Here is a 17710-nt window from a genome sequence, read left to right on the forward strand (position 1 = left end):
CCGCCCCGCGCCCCCCCGCCCCGCCCCCGGCCCCCCCCCCCCCCCCCACCCCCCCCCCCGCCCCCCCCCCCGCGCCGGGCCCCCCCCCGGGGGCGCCGGGGGGGCCCCCCCGCGCCTCTGTGCCGTACATCCCTCAGCCGATGTCGGGCGGATCGATCCGCACCCACACCGGGGCGTCGCTCCCCCGCGCCGTCCGCGCCGCCTGAGCGGCCTTCAACGCACCGGCCAGCGCGGCCCCACGCCCCGGCGGCACCCGGACCAGCGCCCGCTCCCAGTGCTCCCCGGGCGGCGGGGCGCCCGCCCGCCGCGGCCGCCCCGCGGGCGTGACCGGCAGCGGCACGGGACCCAGCACCTCGGCCTCGTGCGGCAGTTCGACGGCGCTCAGGAAGCCGGCCACGGCCTCCGCCGGCCCCGCCACGGCCGCCATCCGCGACACCGGCGGGAAGCCCAGCTCGGCCCGCTCGGCCAGTTCCCGCACCGCGTGGCCGACGGGGTCCCAGCGCACCAGCGCCTGCACCGGCCGCAGGGTCGGCTCGGCGACCGCGACGACCGTGCCGCCGGCGCTCTGCGGGCGCACCAGGGCGGCGGCGGCCAGCCAGCGCCGCAGCGCGTCCTCGCCGGCGCGCAGGTCGGGACGGCCGAGCATCGCCCAGCCGTCCAGCAGCAGGGCCGCCGCGTAGCCGCCCTCGGCGACGGGTTCGGCGCCCGGGGTGCTCACGACCAGCGCGGGGGCCTCGGACACGGTGTCCAGCACGTGCTCACGCCCGGAGGTGCGCACGGGCACCGCCGGGAAGGCGCGCCCCAGTTCCTCGGCGGTGCGCCGCGCCCCCACGACTTGCGCGCGCAGCCGGAAGGCCCCGCACTCCGGGCAGTGCCAGCCGCTCTCCTCCCGCCCGCACCATCCGCACCGCAGCGCGGACCCGGACTCCTGGCCTTCCAGCGGGCCGGAGCAGTGCCGGCACCGCGCGGGCGTCCGGCACGCGGCACACGCCATCCGCGGTACGTAGCCCCGCCGGGGCACCTGCACGAGCACCGGCCCCTGCCGCAGCCCGTCCCTGACCGCCTGCCAGGCGAGCGTCGGCAGCCGTGCGGCCCGGGCGGCCTCGTCGCGGGCCAGGTCCTGGTCCCCCACGGTCCGTACGAGCGGGGCGGCGGCCCGCACCTGGTCCCGCGCGGCGACCAGCGGCCGCGCCCAGCCGGTCTCCACGAGCTGAGCGGCCTCCACGGTGCAGTTCCAGCCGCCCAGCAGGAAGGCGCACCTGTCCTGGGCGGCACGCAGCAGCAGTACCTCGCGCGCGTGCGGCTGCGGGGCGTGCGGCTCGCTGTGGTTGTCGTCCCCGTCGTCCCAGAGGGCGACCAGCCCGAGGTCCCGCACCGGCGCGAACATGGCGGCGCGGGTCCCGACGACGGCCCGTACGGCCCCTCGGCGCACCGCGAGCCACTGCGCGTACCGCTTCTCGGGCCCTGCGTCGGCGGTGAGCACCGCGTGCCGTCCCTCGCCCAGCAGGGCGGTCAGCGCGGCGTCGGCACGGGCGACGGCCCGCCCGTCCGGCAGGACGACGAGCGCGCCGCGGCCGGAGGCCAGCGTCGCCGCCACGGCCCGCGCCAGCTCCTCGCTCCACCGCGGGCCGGGCAACGCGTTCCACACCGCGCGCGGCGCGCCCCCCGAGGCGAGAGCCGCGACGAACGCCGGCCCCTGCTCGTACCGGGCCCAGGACCCCGGCTCCGGCACGGGCGGAGGTGGCAGCGGCTCCGGTGAGGCCCGCTTCTCGGCGCGCGCGTTGCGCGGGGGTACGGCGAGCTGCAGCACGTCGGCGAGGCTGCCCGCGTACCGGTCGGCGACCGCCCGCACGAGCCCCAGCAACTCCTCGTCCAGCACCCGCTCCGGCGAGACGACCTGGGCCAGTGCGGCCAGCGGACCCGCGTAGTCGGACTCGGCGAGCCGCTCGACGAGGAAGCCGTCGATGAGCCCCCCGCCCTCGCGCCGCCCGTCCCGCACCCGGTGCCGCCCGGCCCCGAACCGCACCCGCACCCGCACACCGGGCTGGGCTTCGGCGTCGAGCTCCTCGGGCACGGCGTAGTCGAAGTACCGGTCGAGATGGAGTACGCCCTTGTCGACGAGCACCCGGGCGACGGGCAACTCCTTGGCGAGCGCGGCTCCGCGCCAGGTCCGCGGCTTGGCCCGCGGTGCCTTCGCCTTGCGCACGCTCTCCCGGATGAGCGCGAGCTGCTCGGGCGGCGCGTCCTTCGCGCCACCGCCCGCCGGTTCGTTCTCGCTGCTCACGCCTGCATTCCTACCAAAGACCACTGACAACGGGCGGCGCCCGGTGCGCGTCGCCGCGCCACCGGCCGGCCCTGCCCGCCCGCGGACGCGTCGAGGCCCGGCGCCCCCCACCGGGGACACCGGGCCTCGCGACGTGCCGTCGGGCGGAGCGTTTTACAGCCCCGCCGCCTGCCGCAGCGCGTCCACGCGGTCCGTGCGCTCCCAGGTGAAGTCGGGAAGCTCGCGGCCGAAGTGGCCGTACGCCGCGGTCTGGGCGTAGATCGGGCGGAGCAGGTCGAGGTCGCGGATGATGGCGGCCGGGCGGAGGTCGAAAACCTCGTCGATCGCCTTCTCGATCTTCTCGGCGTCGATCTTGGCGGTGCCGAAGGTCTCCACGAAGAGACCGACCGGCTCGGCCTTGCCGATGGCGTAGGCGACCTGGACCTCGCAGCGGGCGGCGAGGCCCGCGGCGACGACGTTCTTGGCGACCCAGCGCATCGCGTACGCGGCGGAGCGGTCCACCTTGGACGGGTCCTTGCCCGAGAAGGCGCCGCCGCCGTGGCGGGCCATGCCGCCGTACGTGTCGATGATGATCTTGCGGCCGGTCAGGCCGGCGTCGCCCATCGGGCCGCCGATCTCGAAGCGGCCGGTCGGGTTGACCAGAAGCCGGTAGTTCTCCGTGTCGAGCTTGATGCCGTCCTCGAGCAGCGCCTTCAGCTCCGGCTCGACGACGAATTCCTTGATGTCGGGAGCCAGCAGGGACTCGAGGTCGATGTCGCTCGCGTGCTGGGAGGAGACGACGACCGTGTCGAGACGGACGGCCTTGTCGCCGTCGTACTCGATGGTGACCTGCGTCTTGCCGTCCGGGCGCAGGTAGGGGATCGTGCCGTTCTTGCGGACCTCGGACAGGCGCTTGGACAGGCGGTGCGCCAGGAAGACCGGCAGCGGCATCAGGGTCGGCGTCTCGTCGGACGCGTAGCCGAACATCAGGCCCTGGTCACCGGCGCCCTGCCGGTCCAGCTCGTCCTCGTCGCCCTCGACCCGGTTCTCGTACGCCGTGTCGACGCCCTGCGCGATGTCCGGGGACTGCGCACCGATCGAGACCGAGACACCGCAGGACGCGCCGTCGAAGCCCTTCTTCGAGGAGTCGTAGCCGATCTCCAGGATCTTGCCGCGGACCAGTGTGGCGATGTCCGCGTAGGCCTTGGTCGTGACCTCGCCGGCCACGTGCACCAGGCCGGTGGTGATCAGGGTTTCGACGGCGACCCGGGAAGTCGGGTCCTCACGCAGAAGCGCGTCGAGAATGGTGTCGCTGATCTGGTCAGCGATCTTGTCGGGGTGACCTTCGGTCACGGACTCCGAGGTGAACAGGCGACGGGACACAACGCTCCCTGGGGTTGCAGCGGCTGCTGGCTGATCATTGGTGGACGGCACGGGGAGCTGCACCCGGCGACGTCCGAGAACAGTTTATCGGTCGCACTCGGCCGTGGACTCACCCGTCTCGGCTGTCGGAAGGGCTGTGACCTGCGGCACGGGCATTCTGCCCGGAACGGAGCGCCCTTGGCCAGAGCCGCCACGCTCGAATGCGCGGGGTTCGCGGGGCGGGGGGAGTGAATGAGTCATTCAGCCGAGCCGTTCCGCAACGAGGTCCCAGACGGTCTCGGCCAGCGCTTCCTTCGGGCCGTGCGCCACCGGGGTCTCGCTGCCGTCGGCGCCGAGGATCACGGCCTCGTTCTCCTCGGAGCCGAAGGTCTTGCGCTCCCCCACCTCGTTCACCACGAGGAGGTCGCAGCCCTTGCGTTTCAGCTTGGCCCGGCCGTTGGCGAGGACGTCGTCGGTCTCGGCGGCGAAGCCGACGACCACCTGACCGGAGCGGGCCCGCTCGGCGGCGATCTCCGCGAGGATGTCCGGGTTGCGCACCAGGGCGATCGGCGCGGGCTCCTGGTCGTCCTTCTTCTTGATCTTCCCGGCGGCGTACGCCGCCGGGCGGAAGTCCGCGACGGCCGCGGCCATGACGACGGCGTCGGCGTCCACCGCGGCGCGCAGCATCGCCTCGCGCAGTTCCACGGCCGTGCCCACCGGGACCACGTCCACGCCGGCCGGGTCCGGCAGCGACGCGTTCGCCGCGACCAGCGTGACGCGGGCGCCCCGGGCGGCGGCGGTGCGGGCCAGGGCGTAGCCCTGCTTGCCCGAGGAGCGGTTGCCGAGGAAGCGGACGGGGTCCAGGGGCTCCCGGGTGCCGCCGGCGCTGACGACGACGTGCCGTCCGACGAGGTCCGGCTCGCTCGCGCCGCGGGCGAGCACCCGGCGGCAGACCTCGAAGATCTCGCCCGGGTCGGGCAGCCGGCCCTTGCCGGTGTCGACGCCGGTGAGGCGGCCGACGGCCGGCTCGATGACGACCGCGCCGCGGCGGCGCAACGTCGCCACGTTCTCCCGGGTGGCCGGGTGCTCCCACATCTCGGTGTGCATGGCGGGGGCGAAGACGACCGGGCAGCGGGCCGTGAGCAGCGTGTTGGTGAGGAGGTCGTCGGCGAGGCCGTGGGCGGCCTTGGCGAGCATGTCGGCGGTGGCCGGGGCGACGACGACGAGGTCGGCGTGCTGGCCGATGCGCACGTGCGGGACCTGGTGGACGTCGTCCCACACCTCGGTCGACACGGGGTTGCCCGACAGGGCGGACCAGGTGGCGGCGCCGACGAAGTGCAGCGCGGAGGCGGTGGGGACGACCCGGACCTCGTGCCCCGACTCCGTGAACCTGCGCAGCAGCTCACAGGCCTTGTACGCGGCGATGCCGCCGCTGACCCCCAGAACGACCTTGGGCTTGTCCACCGTCTCTCCCCGACTCGGATATCGCGTAGGACCCATCACACACCACAGGCCCGACAGTCGGACTGCCGGGCCTGTGGACAAGTCAGCTTCAGGCTGAGAATACGACCGCCGATGTGGTCGGTACTACTGCGCCGGACCTTCGATGGCCTCGGAGGTCAGCAGCCCCGCGTTGATCTCGCGCAGGGCGATCGAGAGCGGCTTCTCGTGGACGTGGGTGTCGACGAGCGGACCGACGTACTCGAGGAGGCCCTCGCCGAGCTGCGAGTAGTACGCGTTGATCTGACGGGCCCGCTTGGCCGCGTAGATCACGAGGCTGTACTTCGAGTCCGTGGCCTCGAGGAGCTCGTCGATCGGCGGGTTGATGATGCCCTCGGGCGCGGAGATGGAAGAGGACACGCTCTACCTTCCGATGGATGGGAAAGATTCAGTCGGGTGACCGGTCGGCCGACCGGTCGGGATCAGCGGACCAGTGACGATCACACGACGTTCGTCAAGGCTAGCAGCTCGCGCGCCACGTCCTCGACGGAGGTGTTGACCAGGGTCTGGTCGAACTCGGGCTCGGCCGCCAGCTCGACCTTGGCCGCGGCGAGGCGGCGCTCGATCACCTCCGGCGGCTCGGTGCCCCGGCCGGTGAGCCTGCGCACCAGCTCGTCCCAGGAGGGCGGGGCCAGGAACACCAGCTGAGCCTCCGGCATGGACTCGCGGACCTGCCGCGCGCCCTGGAGGTCGATCTCCAGAAGCACCGGCTCACCGGCCTCCAGGCGCTCCAGTACGGCCGCACGCGGCGTGCCGTAGCGGTTGCCGGCGAACTCGGCCCACTCCAGCAGCTCGCCGTTGGCGATCAGCTTGTCCATCTCCTCGTCGGTGACGAAGAAGTAGTGGACGCCGTGCTGCTCGCCGGGACGGGGCCGGCGGGTCGTCGCCGAGACCGACAGCCAGACCTCGGGGTGTTCCTTGCGCATATGGGCGACGACCGTGCTCTTGCCGACCCCCGAGGGGCCGGAGAGCACGGTCAGCCGCGGACGTGCGTCCGGGGGTACGGGGGACGTCCCCCGGGGTGTTGCAGCCATGCTGCGATTATTCCAGTTGTCCCGGAGTGCTCCGGACTCAGCTGCCGGTGCTGCCGAACTCGCGCTCAAGGGAGGCGATCTGGTTGGAACCGAGCCCACGCACACGGCGACTCTCGGAGATGCCCAGTCGCTCCATGATCTGCTTGGCGCGGACCTTGCCCACGCCCGGCAGGGACTCGAGGAGGGCGGAGACCTTCATCTTGCCGATGACGTCGTTCTCCTGGCCCTGCTTGATGACCTCGTGGAGGGAGGCACCGGAGTGCTTGAGTCGATTCTTGACCTCGGCCCGCTCCCGGCGAGCCGCGGCGGCCTTTTCGAGCGCGGCTGCGCGCTGTTCAGGGGTAAGGGGCGGAAGAGCCACGCCTACGTCACCTCGGATGTCGAACTGTCGGATACGGACCGGTGAGGAACCTAGTCGCCCCACACCTGGGGAGCCACGAGCAACACGCTCGCCCGTTGACTCCTGTCGGAGACTAGCGGTCAAGTCCGCCAGAGTCAGCGAGAACAGCGGAAAAGTCCTGGTCAGCCTTTGTCAGGTCGGGCATATTGGACATATTGCCTCTGATTTGAGGGTGTATCCAGAGTCAGGCCGCCGCGACCGCCGTCCTGACCTCCGCCGCGAAACGGTCCGCGGCCTTCCGCAACGCGGCCACATCGGGACCGTGACGCAGAACACCCCGGCTGACGTTGGGAACGACGTTGCGCACCGCGTCGCCGAAGACCCGCGGCAGATCCGCGGGGGTGGCGCCCTGCGCGCCGATGCCGGGTGCCAGGAGCGGGCCGTTGATGCCCAGGTCGTACGACGACAGGTCGCCGAGGGTGGCGCCGACGACCGCGCCGAAGGACCCGAGGGGCGCCTCCCCCGCGTTCTCAGCGGCCAGGTGCGCCAGCATCGTCGCCCCGACGCTGCGCCCGTCGTCGCGGACCGCGTGCTGGACCTCGCCGCCTTCCGGGTTGGAGGTCAGCGCCAGCACGAACAGGCCCGCGCCGTTCTCGCGCGCCATGTCGACGGCCGGCCCGAGGGACCCGTAGCCGAGGTAGGGCGAGACGGTCAGCGCGTCGGAGAACAGTGGGGAGTCCCTGTGCAGGAACGACTCGGCGTACGCGGCCATGGTCGAGCCGATGTCGCCGCGCTTGGCGTCCATGACGACCAGCGCGCCGGCCGCCCGCGCCTGTTCGACCGACTTCTCCAGAACTGCGACGCCACGCGACCCGAAGCGCTCGAAGAAGGCGCTCTGCGGCTTGAGCACGGCCACCCGGTCCGCCACCGCCTCCACGACGGTGCGGCTGAAACGCTCCAGACCGGCCACGTCGTCGTTCAGACCCCACTCGGCGAGCAGAGAGGCGTGCGGGTCGATGCCGACGCACAGCGGCCCGCGTTCGTCCATGGCACGGCGCAGGCGTGCGCCGAAGGGTTCGGTCGTACCGCTCATCGGGGCTTCCTCACGTCGGCGCCGACCGCGTCGGCGAGGGTGGCGTACGGGCTCTGCCGCAGGCGTGCGGCGAGCCCCTTGTGGAGGTCGCGAGCGTAGAACGGACCTTCGTAGATGAAGGCGCTGTAGCCCTGGACCAGCGTGGCCCCGGCCAGGATGCGCTGCCAGGCGTCCTCGGCGGTCTCGACGCCGCCGACGCCCACCAGGGTGATCCGGTCGCCCACGCGCGCGTAGAGGCGGCGCAGCACCTCCAGGGAGCGCGCCTTGAGGGGCGCGCCGGACAGGCCGCCGGTCTCCCGGACGAGGACGGGCGAGGACGTCAGGCCGAGTCCCTCGCGCGCGATGGTGGTGTTGGTCGCGATGATCCCGTCCAGGCCCAGCTCGACGGCCAGGTCGGCGACCGCGTCGACGTCCTCGTCGGCGAGGTCCGGCGCGATCTTGACCAGGAGGGGGACGCGCCGCGCGGTGACCGCGCGGTCGGCGGCCTCGCGGACCGCGGTGAGAAGCGGACGCAGCGCCTCGGTGGCCTGGAGGTTGCGCAGGCCGGGCGTGTTCGGGGAGGAGACGTTGACGACGAGGTAGTCGGCGTGCGGGGCCAGTCGCTCGGCGGACTTCACGTAGTCGTCGACGGCCTCCTCCTCCGGGACGGCCTTCGTCTTCCCGATGTTGACGCCGACGACGGTCCGGAAGACGGGCGTACGGGAGGCCAGGCGGGCGGCGACGGCCAGCGAGCCGTCGTTGTTGAAGCCCATGCGGTTGATCAGCGCCCGGTCGCCCACGAGCCGGAACAGCCGCTTCTTGGGGTTGCCGGGCTGCGGCTCCCCGGTCACCGTGCCGATCTCGACGTGGTCGAAGCCGAGCATCGCCATGCCGTCGATCGCGACCGCGTTCTTGTCGAAGCCGGCGGCGAGCCCGAAGGGCCCGTGCATGCGCAGGCCGAGGGCCTCGGTGCGCAGCTCCCTGTGGCGCGGCGCGAGCGCGGCGGCGACGAAGGTGCGCAGCACGGGGACGCGGGCGGCGAGGCGGATCCAGCGGAAGGCGAGGTGGTGGGCCTGCTCCGGGTCCATGCGGGAGAAGAGGAGTTTGAAGAAGATCTTGTACATGTGTCCTCGTGAAGCCTGGGTAGAGCCCTCTGGGGCTCATGGGCTCATGAAGAGGGGGACACCGTTTCCGGTGTCCCCCTCGGGGCTGCTAGTCGCGGGCCGCGGTCAGGAACTCGGCGTGTTCCTGGAGAGAGCGCACTCCCACGTCGCCGTGGGTGAGGGCGTCGATGCCCTGGACCGCCGCGGCGAGCGCCTGGACCGTCGTCAGACACGGCACGGAGCGTGCCACGGCCGCCGTACGGATGTCGTAGCCGTCGAGGCGGCCGCCGGTGCCGTACGGGGTGTTGACGATGAGGTCGACCTCGCCGTCGTGGATCAGCTGGACGATGGTCTTCTCGCCGTTCGGGCCGGTGCCCTCGGACTGCTTGCGCACGACGGTGGCGTTGATGCCGTTGCGGCGCAGGACCTCGGCGGTGCCGGAGGTGGCCATCAGCTCGAAGCCGTGGGCGACCAGCTCGCGGGCCGGGAAGATCATCGAGCGCTTGTCGCGGTTGGCGACCGAGATGAACGCCCGGCCCTTGGTCGGCAGCGGGCCGTACGCGCCGGCCTGCGACTTGGCGTACGCCGTGCCGAAGACCGAGTCGATGCCCATGACCTCGCCGGTGGAGCGCATCTCCGGGCCGAGGACCGTGTCGACGCCGCGGCCGTGGATGTCCCGGAAGCGGGACCACGGCATCACGGCCTCCTTGACGGAGATCGGCGCGTCCAGCGGCAGCTCGCCGCCGTCACCGGTGGCCGGGAGCAGGCCCTCGGCGCGCAGCTCGGCGATGGTCGCGCCGAGCGAGATGCGGGCGGCGGCCTTGGCCAGCGGCACCGCGGTCGCCTTGGAGGTGAAGGGGACGGTGCGGGAGGCGCGCGGGTTGGCCTCCAGGACGTAGAGGATGTCCCCGGCCAGCGCGAACTGGATGTTGATCAGGCCTCGCACACCGACACCCTTGGCGATGCCCTCGGTGGAGGCGCGCAGCCGCTTGATGTCGAAGCCGCCCAGCGTGATCGGGGGCAGGGCGCACGCCGAGTCGCCGGAGTGGATGCCGGCCTCCTCGATGTGCTCCATGACGCCGCCGAGGTACAGCTCCTCGCCGTCGTACAGAGCGTCCACGTCGATCTCGATCGCGTCGTCCAGGAACCGGTCGACCAGCACCGGGCGGGACGGGCTGATCTCGGTCGACTCGGCGATGTACGACTCGAGGCGGGCCTCGTCGTAGACGATCTCCATGCCGCGTCCGCCGAGGACGTAGGAGGGCCGCACCAGGACGGGGTAGCCGATCTCGTCGGCGATGGCCTTGGCACCGGCGAAGGTGGTGGCGGTGCCGTGCTTGGGGGCGGGCAGGCCGGCCTCCGCGAGGACCCGGCCGAAGGCGCCCCGGTCCTCGGCGGCGTGGATGGCCTCCGGCGGGGTGCCGACGACGGGCACGCCGTTGTCCTTCAGCGCCTGCGACAGGCCGAGCGGGGTCTGGCCGCCCAGCTGGACGACCACGCCCGCGACCGGACCGGCCTGCTGCTCGGCGTGGACGATCTCCAGGACGTCCTCCAGCGTGAGCGGCTCGAAGTACAGCCGGTCGGAGGTGTCGTAGTCGGTGGAGACGGTCTCCGGGTTGCAGTTGACCATCACGGTCTCGTACCCGGCGTCGCTCAGCGCGAAGGAGGCGTGGACGCAGGAGTAGTCGAACTCGATGCCCTGGCCGATGCGGTTCGGGCCGGAGCCCAGGATGATGACGGCCGGCTTCTCGCGTCGCGCGACCTCGGTCTCCTCGTCGTAGGAGGAGTAGAAGTACGGCGTCTTCGCGGCGAACTCGGCGGCGCAGGTGTCGACCGTCTTGTAGACCGGGCGGATGCCGAGCGCGTGCCTCACCTCGCGGACGACGTCCTCGCGCAGGCCGCGGATCTCGCCGATCTGCTGGTCGGAGAAGCCGTGCCGCTTGGCCTCGGCGAGCAGGTCGACGGTCAGCTCGGGGGCCTCGGCGAGCTCGTCGGCGATCTCCTTGATGAGGAAGAGCTGGTCGACGAACCAGGGGTCGATCTTCGTGTACTCGAAGACCTCCTCGGGCGTGGCGCCCGCGCGGATGGCCTGCATGACGGCGTTGATCCGGCCGTCGGTCGGCCGGACGGCCTCTTCCAGCAGCGCCTTCCTGTCGCCGGGTTCACCGACGAACGTGAACTGGCTGCCCTTCTTCTCCAGCGAGCGCAGCGCCTTCTGGAAGGCCTCGGTGAAGTTGCGGCCGATGGCCATGGCCTCGCCGACCGACTTCATGGTGGTGGTCAGCGTGGAGTCCGCGCTCGGGAACTTCTCGAAGGCGAAGCGCGGGGCCTTGACGACCACGTAGTCGAGGGTCGGCTCGAAGGAGGCCGGGGTCTCCTGCGTGATGTCGTTCGGGATCTCGTCCAGCGTGTAGCCGACGGCGAGCTTGGCGGCGATCTTCGCGATCGGGAAGCCGGTCGCCTTGGAGGCGAGTGCCGAGGAACGCGACACGCGCGGGTTCATCTCGATGACGATCACGCGGCCGTCCTCGGGGTTCACCGCGAACTGGATGTTGCAGCCGCCGGTGTCGACGCCTACCTCGCGGATGATCGCGATGCCGACGTCGCGCAGCACCTGGTACTCGCGGTCGGTCAGCGTCATCGCGGGCGCGACGGTGATCGAGTCGCCGGTGTGGACGCCCATGGGGTCGAAGTTCTCGATGGAGCAGACGACCACGACGTTGTCGTTCTTGTCGCGCATCAGCTCCAGCTCGTACTCCTTCCAGCCGAGGATGGACTCCTCCAGGAGCACCTCGGTGGTCGGCGAGAGGGTGAGGCCCTGGCCGGCGATGCGGCGCAGCTCCTCCTCGTCGTGGGCGAAGCCGGAACCGGCGCCTCCCATGGTGAAGGAGGGACGGACGACGACCGGGTAGCCGCCGAGCTCCTCGACGCCCTTGAGGACGTCGTCCATGGAGTGGCAGATGTAGGACCGGGCCGACTCGCCGTGGCCGATCTTCTTGCGGACCTCCTCGACGACCTCCTTGAACAGGTCGCGGTCCTCGCCCTTGTTGATGGCCTCCACGTTGGCGCCGATCAGCTCGACGCCGTACTTCTCCAGGACGCCGTTGCCGTGCAGCGAGATGGCGGTGTTGAGGGCCGTCTGGCCGCCCAGGGTGGGCAGCAGGGCGTCGGGCCGCTCCTTGGCGATGATCTTCTCGACGAACTCGGGGGTGATCGGCTCGACGTAGGTGGCGTCGGCGATCTCCGGGTCGGTCATGATCGTCGCCGGGTTGGAGTTCACCAGGACGACGCGCAGGCCCTCGGCCTTGAGCACGCGGCAGGCCTGGGTGCCGGAGTAGTCGAACTCCGCGGCCTGGCCGATGACGATCGGGCCGGAGCCGATGACCAGGACGGACTGGATATCGGTGCGCTTAGGCACGCTGGCCCTCCATGAGGTTCACGAAGCGGTCGAACAGGTAGGCGGCGTCGTGCGGGCCGGCTGCCGCTTCGGGGTGGTACTGGACGCTGAAGGCCGGCTTGTCGAGGAGCTGGAGGCCTTCCACCACGTTGTCGTTGAGGCAGACGTGGGAGACCTCGGCGCGGCCGTAGGGGGTGTCGGAGACCTTGTCGAGCGGGGCGTCGACGGCGAAGCCGTGGTTGTGCGCGGTGACCTCGACCTTGCCGGTCGTGCGGTCCTGCACCGGCTGGTTGATGCCGCGGTGGCCGTACTTCAGCTTGAAGGTGCCGAAGCCCAGGGCGCGGCCGAGGATCTGGTTGCCGAAGCAGATGCCGAAGAGCGGGGTGCCGCGCTCCAGGACGCCCTGCATGACGGAGACCGGGTGGTCGGCGGTGGACGGGTCGCCGGGGCCGTTGGAGAAGAACACGCCGTCGGGGTCGACGGCGTACACGTCCTCGACGGTCGCGGTGGCGGGCAGCACGTGCACCTCGATGCCGCGCTCGGCCATCCGGTACGGGGTCATGCCCTTGATGCCGAGGTCGACGGCGGCGACGGTGAACTTCTTCTCGCCCATCGCCGGGACGACGTACGCCTCGGTGGTGGCGACCTCGGCGGAGAGGTCGGCGCCGGTCATCTCGGGGGCTTCCTGGACACGGGCCAGCAGCGCGGCGTCGTCCTGGATCGCGTCCCCGCTGAAGATGCCGACGCGCATGGCGCCGCGCTCGCGCAGGTGGCGGGTGAGGGCGCGGGTGTCGATGCCGGAGATGCCGACGACGCCCTGGGCGGCCAGCTCGTCGTCCAGCGTGCGGCGGGAGCGCCAGCTGGAGGGCACGCGCGCGGGGTCGCGGACGACGTAGCCGGAGACCCAGATCTTCTTGGACTCCATGTCCTCGTCGTTGATGCCCGTGTTCCCGATGTGCGGGGCGGTCATCACGACCACCTGGCGGTGGTACGACGGGTCGGTGAGGGTCTCCTGGTAGCCGGTCATGCCGGTGGAGAACACGGCTTCGCCGAACGTGGCCCCCACGGCCCCGTAGGCACGGCCGCGGAAGATCCGGCCGTCCTCCAGGACGAGTACGGCGGGAGTCTTGGCAACTCCCCTGGTGGAGGTCGTCATCGTGCGCCTTCCGTTTCCGTCTTGTTGATCATGTCGTTCAGTGTTTCGACCCACTCGTTGTGCTCGGCCGCGTGGTCCGAGCGGAAGCCGGAGTCGATCAGCTTGTCGCCGTGCACCCAGGTGACGACCAGCAGGCCGCCCTCGGTGAGCACCTTGCCGGCGATGCCCTTGTCGAGGCGGGCCTCGCGCAGCGCGGCGACGGGGACGAAGAAGTCGTTCGCGCCGGGGCGTACGACGTCCAGGCCCGCGTCCGTCAGCGTGAGCTCGACCCGGCTGCGGGTGCCCAGGCCGTGCGCCACGATGCGGTCCAGCCACTGTCCGGCGCTGGTGGAGCCGTGGTAGCGGCCGCTCAGGCTCAGTTTCGCCGGGCCGGCGGCGTCCGGCGCGGTGGGGAGCTCCGGCAGGTCGCCCTGGAGGGTGCTGCGCCACTTCCAGCCCTCGCGCATCAGCCAGTAGACGAGCGCGACGAACAGGCCGAGGCCCACGACCCAGCCGACGCGGGCGGCCCAGTCGGTCACTTCCGCCGATTCCTTCTCGGCGGCCAGCAGGATTACAGGTGTCACGTGAGCTTCCCGTCGACGAGCGTGGCCTTGCCCCGCAGCCACGTGTGCGTCACACGGCCCGGCAGCTCACGACCCTCGTACGGGGTGTTGCGGCTGCGCGAGGCGAAGCCCGCGGGGTCCACCCGGCCACGGTATGCCGACTCGACGAGGGTGAGGTTGGCGGGCTCACCAGCCGAGACGGGACGGCCGTGCCCGGTGGCCTGTCCGATCTTGGCGGGCTTGAAGGACATCCGGTCGGCGACGCCGGCCCAGTCCAGCAGACCCGTGTCCACCATGGTCTCCTGGACCACCGACAGCGCGGTCTCCAGGCCCACCATGCCCATGGCGGCGGCGGCCCACTCGCAGTCCTTGTCCTCGTGCGGGTGCGGGGCGTGGTCGGTGGCGACGATGTCGATCGTGCCGTCGGCGAGCGCCTCGCGCAGGGCCATCACGTCGCGCTCGGTGCGCAGCGGCGGGTTGACCTTGTAGACCGGGTTGTACGACCGGACCAGCTCGTCGGTGAGGAGCAGGTGGTGCGGGGTGACCTCGGCGGTGACGTCGATGCCGCGAGACTTGGCCCAGCGGACGATCTCGACACTGCCCGCCGTCGACAGGTGGCAGATGTGGACGCGGGAGCCCACGTGCTCGGCGAGCAGCACGTCCCGGGCGATGATCGACTCCTCGGCGACCGCCGGCCAGCCGCCGAGGCCCAGCTCGGCGGAGACGACGCCCTCGTTCATCTGGGCGCCCTCGGTGAGCCGGGGCTCCTGGGCGTGCTGGGCGACGACGCCGCCGAAGGCCTTCACGTACTCGAGGGCGCGGCGCATGATCACGGCGTCGTGGACGCATTTGCCGTCGTCGGAGAAGACGGTGACGCCGGCCGCGGACTCGTGCATGGCGCCCAGCTCGGCGAGCTTGCCGCCCTCCAGGCCGACGGTGACGGCGCCGATGGGCTGCACGTCGCAGTAGCCGGACTCCTTGCCGAGCCGCCAGACCTGCTCGACCACGCCGGCGGTGTCGGCGACCGGGAAGGTGTTGGCCATGGCGAAGACGCTGGTGTAGCCGCCCGTCGCCGCCGCGCGGGTGCCGGTCAGGACGGTCTCGGAGTCCTCGCGGCCGGGCTCGCGCAGATGGGTGTGCAGGTCGACCAGGCCGGGCAGCAGCACCTTGCCGTCGGCCTCTACGACGTCGGCGCCCTCGGCGGACAGGCCCTGGCCGACCGCCTCGATGACGGAGCCGTCGATCAGCACGTCCTGCGGCTCGCCGCCGAGCACCTTCGCACCGCGGATCAGGGTCTTGCTCATCTGTCTTACTTCTCCTCGGTGGTGCGGGCGTGGGTCACGGCGGGTTCGTTGCCGCCGAGCAGCAGGTACAGGACGGCCATCCGGATGGAGACGCCGTTGGTGACCTGCTCGACGGCGGTGCATCGGTCGGAGTCGGCGACCTCCGCGGTGATCTCCATGCCGCGGACCATCGGGCCGGGGTGCATCACGATGGCGTGATCGGGCATCTTCGCCATGCGGTCGCCGTCCAGGCCGTAGCGGCGGGAGTACTCGCGCTCGGTCGGGAAGAACGCGGCGTTCATGCGCTCGCGCTGCACGCGCAGCAGCATCACCGCGTCGGACTTGGTCAGCGTCGAGTCGAGGTCGTAGGAGATCTCGCAGGGCCAGGTCTCGACGCCGACCGGCAGCAGGGTGGGCGGGGCGACGAGGGTGACCTCGGCGCCGAGGGTGTGCAGCAGGTCGACGTTGGAGCGGGCGACCCGGCTGTGCAGGATGTCGCCGACGAGGGTGATGCGCCGGCCGCCGAGGTCCTTGCCGAGGCCGGTGTCGCGGCCGACCAGGCGGCGGCGCATGGTGAAGGCGTCCAGCAGTGCCTGGGTGGGATGCTGGTGGGTGCCGTCGCCCGCGTTGATGACGTGGGCGTCGATCCAGCCGGAGGTGGCCAGGCGGTACGGGGCGCCGGAGGCTCCGTGCCGGATGACGACGGCGTCGACGCCCATGGCCTCCAGGGTCTGGGCGGTGTCCTTCAGGGACTCGCCCTTGGAGACGCTCGACCCCTTGGCGGTGAAGTTGATGACGTCCGCGGACAGGCGCTTCTCGGCGGCCTCGAAGGAGATCCGGGTCCGGGTGGAGTCCTCGAAGAAGAGGTTGACGACGGTACGGCCGCGCAGGGTCGGCAGTTTCTTGATCGGCCGGTCCGCGACCCGGGCCATCTCCTCGGCGGTGTCGAGGATCAGGACGGCGTCGTCGCGGGTGAGGTCGGCGGCCGAGATGAGATGACGCTGCATCTGTCAGGCTCCGTAGGGCGATTCATGCGGAAGAGCGGGATAATTCGGGCGGCCGGGCGTGCGTGTGGGCACACCGAGCGGGCGTACGGCACGACTGGGCGCGTACGCGAGGTGCTAGGGGTGGGCGCCCGGGGCGGCCGGCTTGGCGCCGAGCAGCACGGTGTCGCGACCGTCCTCCTCGGCGAGCTGGACCTTGACCGTCTCCCGCAGCGACGTGGGGAGGTTCTTGCCGACGTAGTCGGCGCGGATGGGCAGTTCGCGGTGGCCGCGGTCGACGAGGACCGCGAGCTGCACCGCGCGCGGGCGGCCGATGTCGTTCAGCGCGTCGAGGGCGGCGCGGATGGTGCGGCCGGAGAAGAGCACGTCGTCGACGAGGACGACAAGGCGGCCGTCGATGCCGTCACCGGGGATCTCGGTACGGGCCAGCGCACGCGGCGGGTGCATGCGCAGGTCGTCGCGGTACATGGTGATGTCGAGCGAGCCGACCGGCATCTTGCGCTCGGTGATCTGCTCGAGCTTGTCGGCGAGCCGGCGGGCGAGGAAGACGCCCCGGGTCGGAATGCCGAGGAGCACCACGTCGTCGGCGCCCTTGGCGCGTTCGACGATCTCGTGGGCGATGCGGGTCAGGACCCGTGCGATGTCGGGCCCTTCGAGAACGGGCCGCGCGTCGGACCGCGCGTCCTGCTGCTTGATCTGCTTGTCCATAAGAAACGGACCTCCTTCTCCGCCTCACGGGACGGACGTTAAAGGACGTCGGATATGCGCCACCTACGGTATCAGGCTCACAAGGGCGCCCCGGATGGCACCCCGGACACTCCCCCGTCACTCTTCTGCCGCACTCACGTCACCCGCTCGGAGTAACGGATCGCGGATACCACGGAAGAGTCGGTGCGGACCATTCGGCTTGACGCAGAAGAGTAACGCTGCGTAACCTCACAGTGAGTTACCAGCCGCGCGGCACGCAACACTGCAGGTCGCGTCGACACCTTGTCCGGGGAGCCATATGTCCAGCGAATACGCCAAACAGCTCGGGGCCAAGCTCCGGGCCATCCGCACCCAGCAGGGCCTTTCCCTCCACGGTGTCGAGGAGAAGTCCCAGGGCCGCTGGAAGGCCGTCGTGGTCGGTTCGTACGAGCGCGGCGACCGTGCCGTGACCGTGCAGCGACTCGCCGAACTGGCGGATTTCTACGGCGTTCCCGTGCAGGAGCTGCTGCCGGGCACCACCCCGGGCGGTGCCGCCGAGCCGCCGCCGAAGCTGGTCCTGGACCTGGAGCAGCTGGCCACGGTGCCGGCCGAGAAGGCGGGTCCGCTGCAGCGTTACGCGGCCACGATCCAGTCGCAGCGCGGTGACTACAACGGCAAGGTGCTCTCGATCCGTCAGGACGACCTGCGCACGCTCGCCGTCATTTACGACCAGTCGCCCTCGGTCCTCACCGAGCAGCTGATCAGCTGGGGTGTCCTGGACGCGGACGCGCGCCGCGCGGTGGCGTCCCACGAGGAGGTCTGAGGCGCGACCGCCTCAGCAGAAACGTGGCGCCCGGGGGGGGGGGGGCGGGGGGGGGGGGGGCCCCCCCCCCCGGGGGGGGGGGGGGGGCCGGGGGGGGGGGGGGGGGGGGGGACCCCCCCGGGGGCCCGCCCCCCCCGCCGCGGG

General features: G+C 71.7%; 15 protein-coding genes. 1 reads left to right on the top strand and 14 read right to left on the bottom strand.

From position 1 onward, the window contains the following. Nucleotides 1-133: 133 nt before the first annotated feature. From ACH4F2_RS34365 to pyrR, 14 genes are all read right to left on the bottom strand, one after another. Nucleotides 134-2284 carry a primosomal protein N' gene (locus ACH4F2_RS34365; protein ID WP_398136640.1) on the bottom strand — a complete coding sequence of 717 codons (2151 nt, stop codon included), beginning with the start codon at nucleotides 2282-2284 and terminating at the stop codon, nucleotides 134-136. 153 nt (nucleotides 2285-2437) lie between these two features. Continuing rightward, nucleotides 2438-3646, bottom strand: coding sequence for a methionine adenosyltransferase (gene metK / locus ACH4F2_RS34370; protein WP_398136641.1), 1209 nt, complete (start codon nucleotides 3644-3646; stop codon nucleotides 2438-2440). Nucleotides 3647-3886: 240 nt separating this feature from the next. Continuing rightward, nucleotides 3887-5089: a bifunctional phosphopantothenoylcysteine decarboxylase/phosphopantothenate--cysteine ligase CoaBC gene (gene coaBC, locus ACH4F2_RS34375; RefSeq protein WP_398136642.1), complete on the bottom strand. Its 1203-nt coding sequence runs from the start codon at nucleotides 5087-5089 to the stop codon at nucleotides 3887-3889. Between the two features lie 123 nt (nucleotides 5090-5212). Continuing rightward, nucleotides 5213-5485 (bottom strand): DNA-directed RNA polymerase subunit omega, encoded by a 273-nt coding sequence (rpoZ, locus tag ACH4F2_RS34380; RefSeq protein ID WP_003977348.1) that lies wholly within the window; start codon nucleotides 5483-5485, stop codon nucleotides 5213-5215. A gap of 80 nt (nucleotides 5486-5565) precedes the next feature. Beyond that, a complete protein-coding gene (gene gmk / locus ACH4F2_RS34385; RefSeq protein WP_398136643.1) occupies nucleotides 5566-6159 on the bottom strand; it encodes a guanylate kinase in 594 nt (197 codons plus the stop codon). 37 nt (nucleotides 6160-6196) lie between these two features. After that, on the bottom strand, nucleotides 6197-6520 hold the full coding sequence (locus ACH4F2_RS34390) for an integration host factor (RefSeq protein ID WP_003977346.1): 324 nt from the start codon (nucleotides 6518-6520) through the stop codon (nucleotides 6197-6199). A gap of 223 nt (nucleotides 6521-6743) precedes the next feature. Next, nucleotides 6744-7592 carry an orotidine-5'-phosphate decarboxylase gene (pyrF, locus tag ACH4F2_RS34395; RefSeq protein ID WP_398136644.1) on the bottom strand — a complete coding sequence of 283 codons (849 nt, stop codon included), beginning with the start codon at nucleotides 7590-7592 and terminating at the stop codon, nucleotides 6744-6746. Next, entirely contained in the window at nucleotides 7589-8695 is a 1107-nt protein-coding gene (locus tag ACH4F2_RS34400) for a quinone-dependent dihydroorotate dehydrogenase (protein ID WP_398136645.1), read from the bottom strand. Before ACH4F2_RS34400 ends, pyrF begins: the two co-directional genes overlap by 4 nt. Nucleotides 8696-8783: 88 nt before the next feature. After that, nucleotides 8784-12092 carry a carbamoyl-phosphate synthase large subunit gene (gene carB / locus ACH4F2_RS34405; protein ID WP_398136646.1) on the bottom strand — a complete coding sequence of 1103 codons (3309 nt, stop codon included), beginning with the start codon at nucleotides 12090-12092 and terminating at the stop codon, nucleotides 8784-8786. After that, the gene (carA, locus tag ACH4F2_RS34410; RefSeq protein ID WP_398136647.1) at nucleotides 12085-13227 is read right to left on the bottom strand and encodes a glutamine-hydrolyzing carbamoyl-phosphate synthase small subunit; all 1143 of its coding nucleotides are present in this window, start codon (nucleotides 13225-13227) and stop codon (nucleotides 12085-12087) included. Before carA ends, carB begins: the two co-directional genes overlap by 8 nt. Continuing rightward, the gene (locus ACH4F2_RS34415) at nucleotides 13224-13790 is read right to left on the bottom strand and encodes a hypothetical protein (protein WP_398136648.1); all 567 of its coding nucleotides are present in this window, start codon (nucleotides 13788-13790) and stop codon (nucleotides 13224-13226) included. The genes carA and ACH4F2_RS34415 overlap by 4 nt, the downstream gene beginning before the upstream one ends. Beyond that, a complete protein-coding gene (locus tag ACH4F2_RS34420) occupies nucleotides 13787-15073 on the bottom strand; it encodes a dihydroorotase (RefSeq protein ID WP_398136649.1) in 1287 nt (428 codons plus the stop codon). Before ACH4F2_RS34420 ends, ACH4F2_RS34415 begins: the two co-directional genes overlap by 4 nt. A gap of 5 nt (nucleotides 15074-15078) precedes the next feature. Further along, nucleotides 15079-16059, bottom strand: coding sequence for an aspartate carbamoyltransferase catalytic subunit (locus tag ACH4F2_RS34425; protein ID WP_398136650.1), 981 nt, complete (start codon nucleotides 16057-16059; stop codon nucleotides 15079-15081). A 114-nt stretch (nucleotides 16060-16173) separates the two neighbouring features. Then, nucleotides 16174-16764 (bottom strand): bifunctional pyr operon transcriptional regulator/uracil phosphoribosyltransferase PyrR, encoded by a 591-nt coding sequence (pyrR, locus tag ACH4F2_RS34430; RefSeq protein WP_398136651.1) that lies wholly within the window; start codon nucleotides 16762-16764, stop codon nucleotides 16174-16176. Between the two features lie 298 nt (nucleotides 16765-17062). On the opposite strand from pyrR, the gene bldD reads away from it, so the two are divergent. Further along, nucleotides 17063-17566, top strand: a complete 504-nt coding sequence (gene bldD / locus ACH4F2_RS34435; protein ID WP_398136652.1) for a transcriptional regulator BldD — start codon at nucleotides 17063-17065, stop codon at nucleotides 17564-17566. Nucleotides 17567-17710 lie beyond the last annotated feature (144 nt).

Origin of the sequence: Streptomyces sp. NPDC017890 (assembly GCF_044328675.1) — a bacterium.
Classification (GTDB): Bacteria; Actinomycetota; Actinomycetes; order Streptomycetales; family Streptomycetaceae; genus Streptomyces.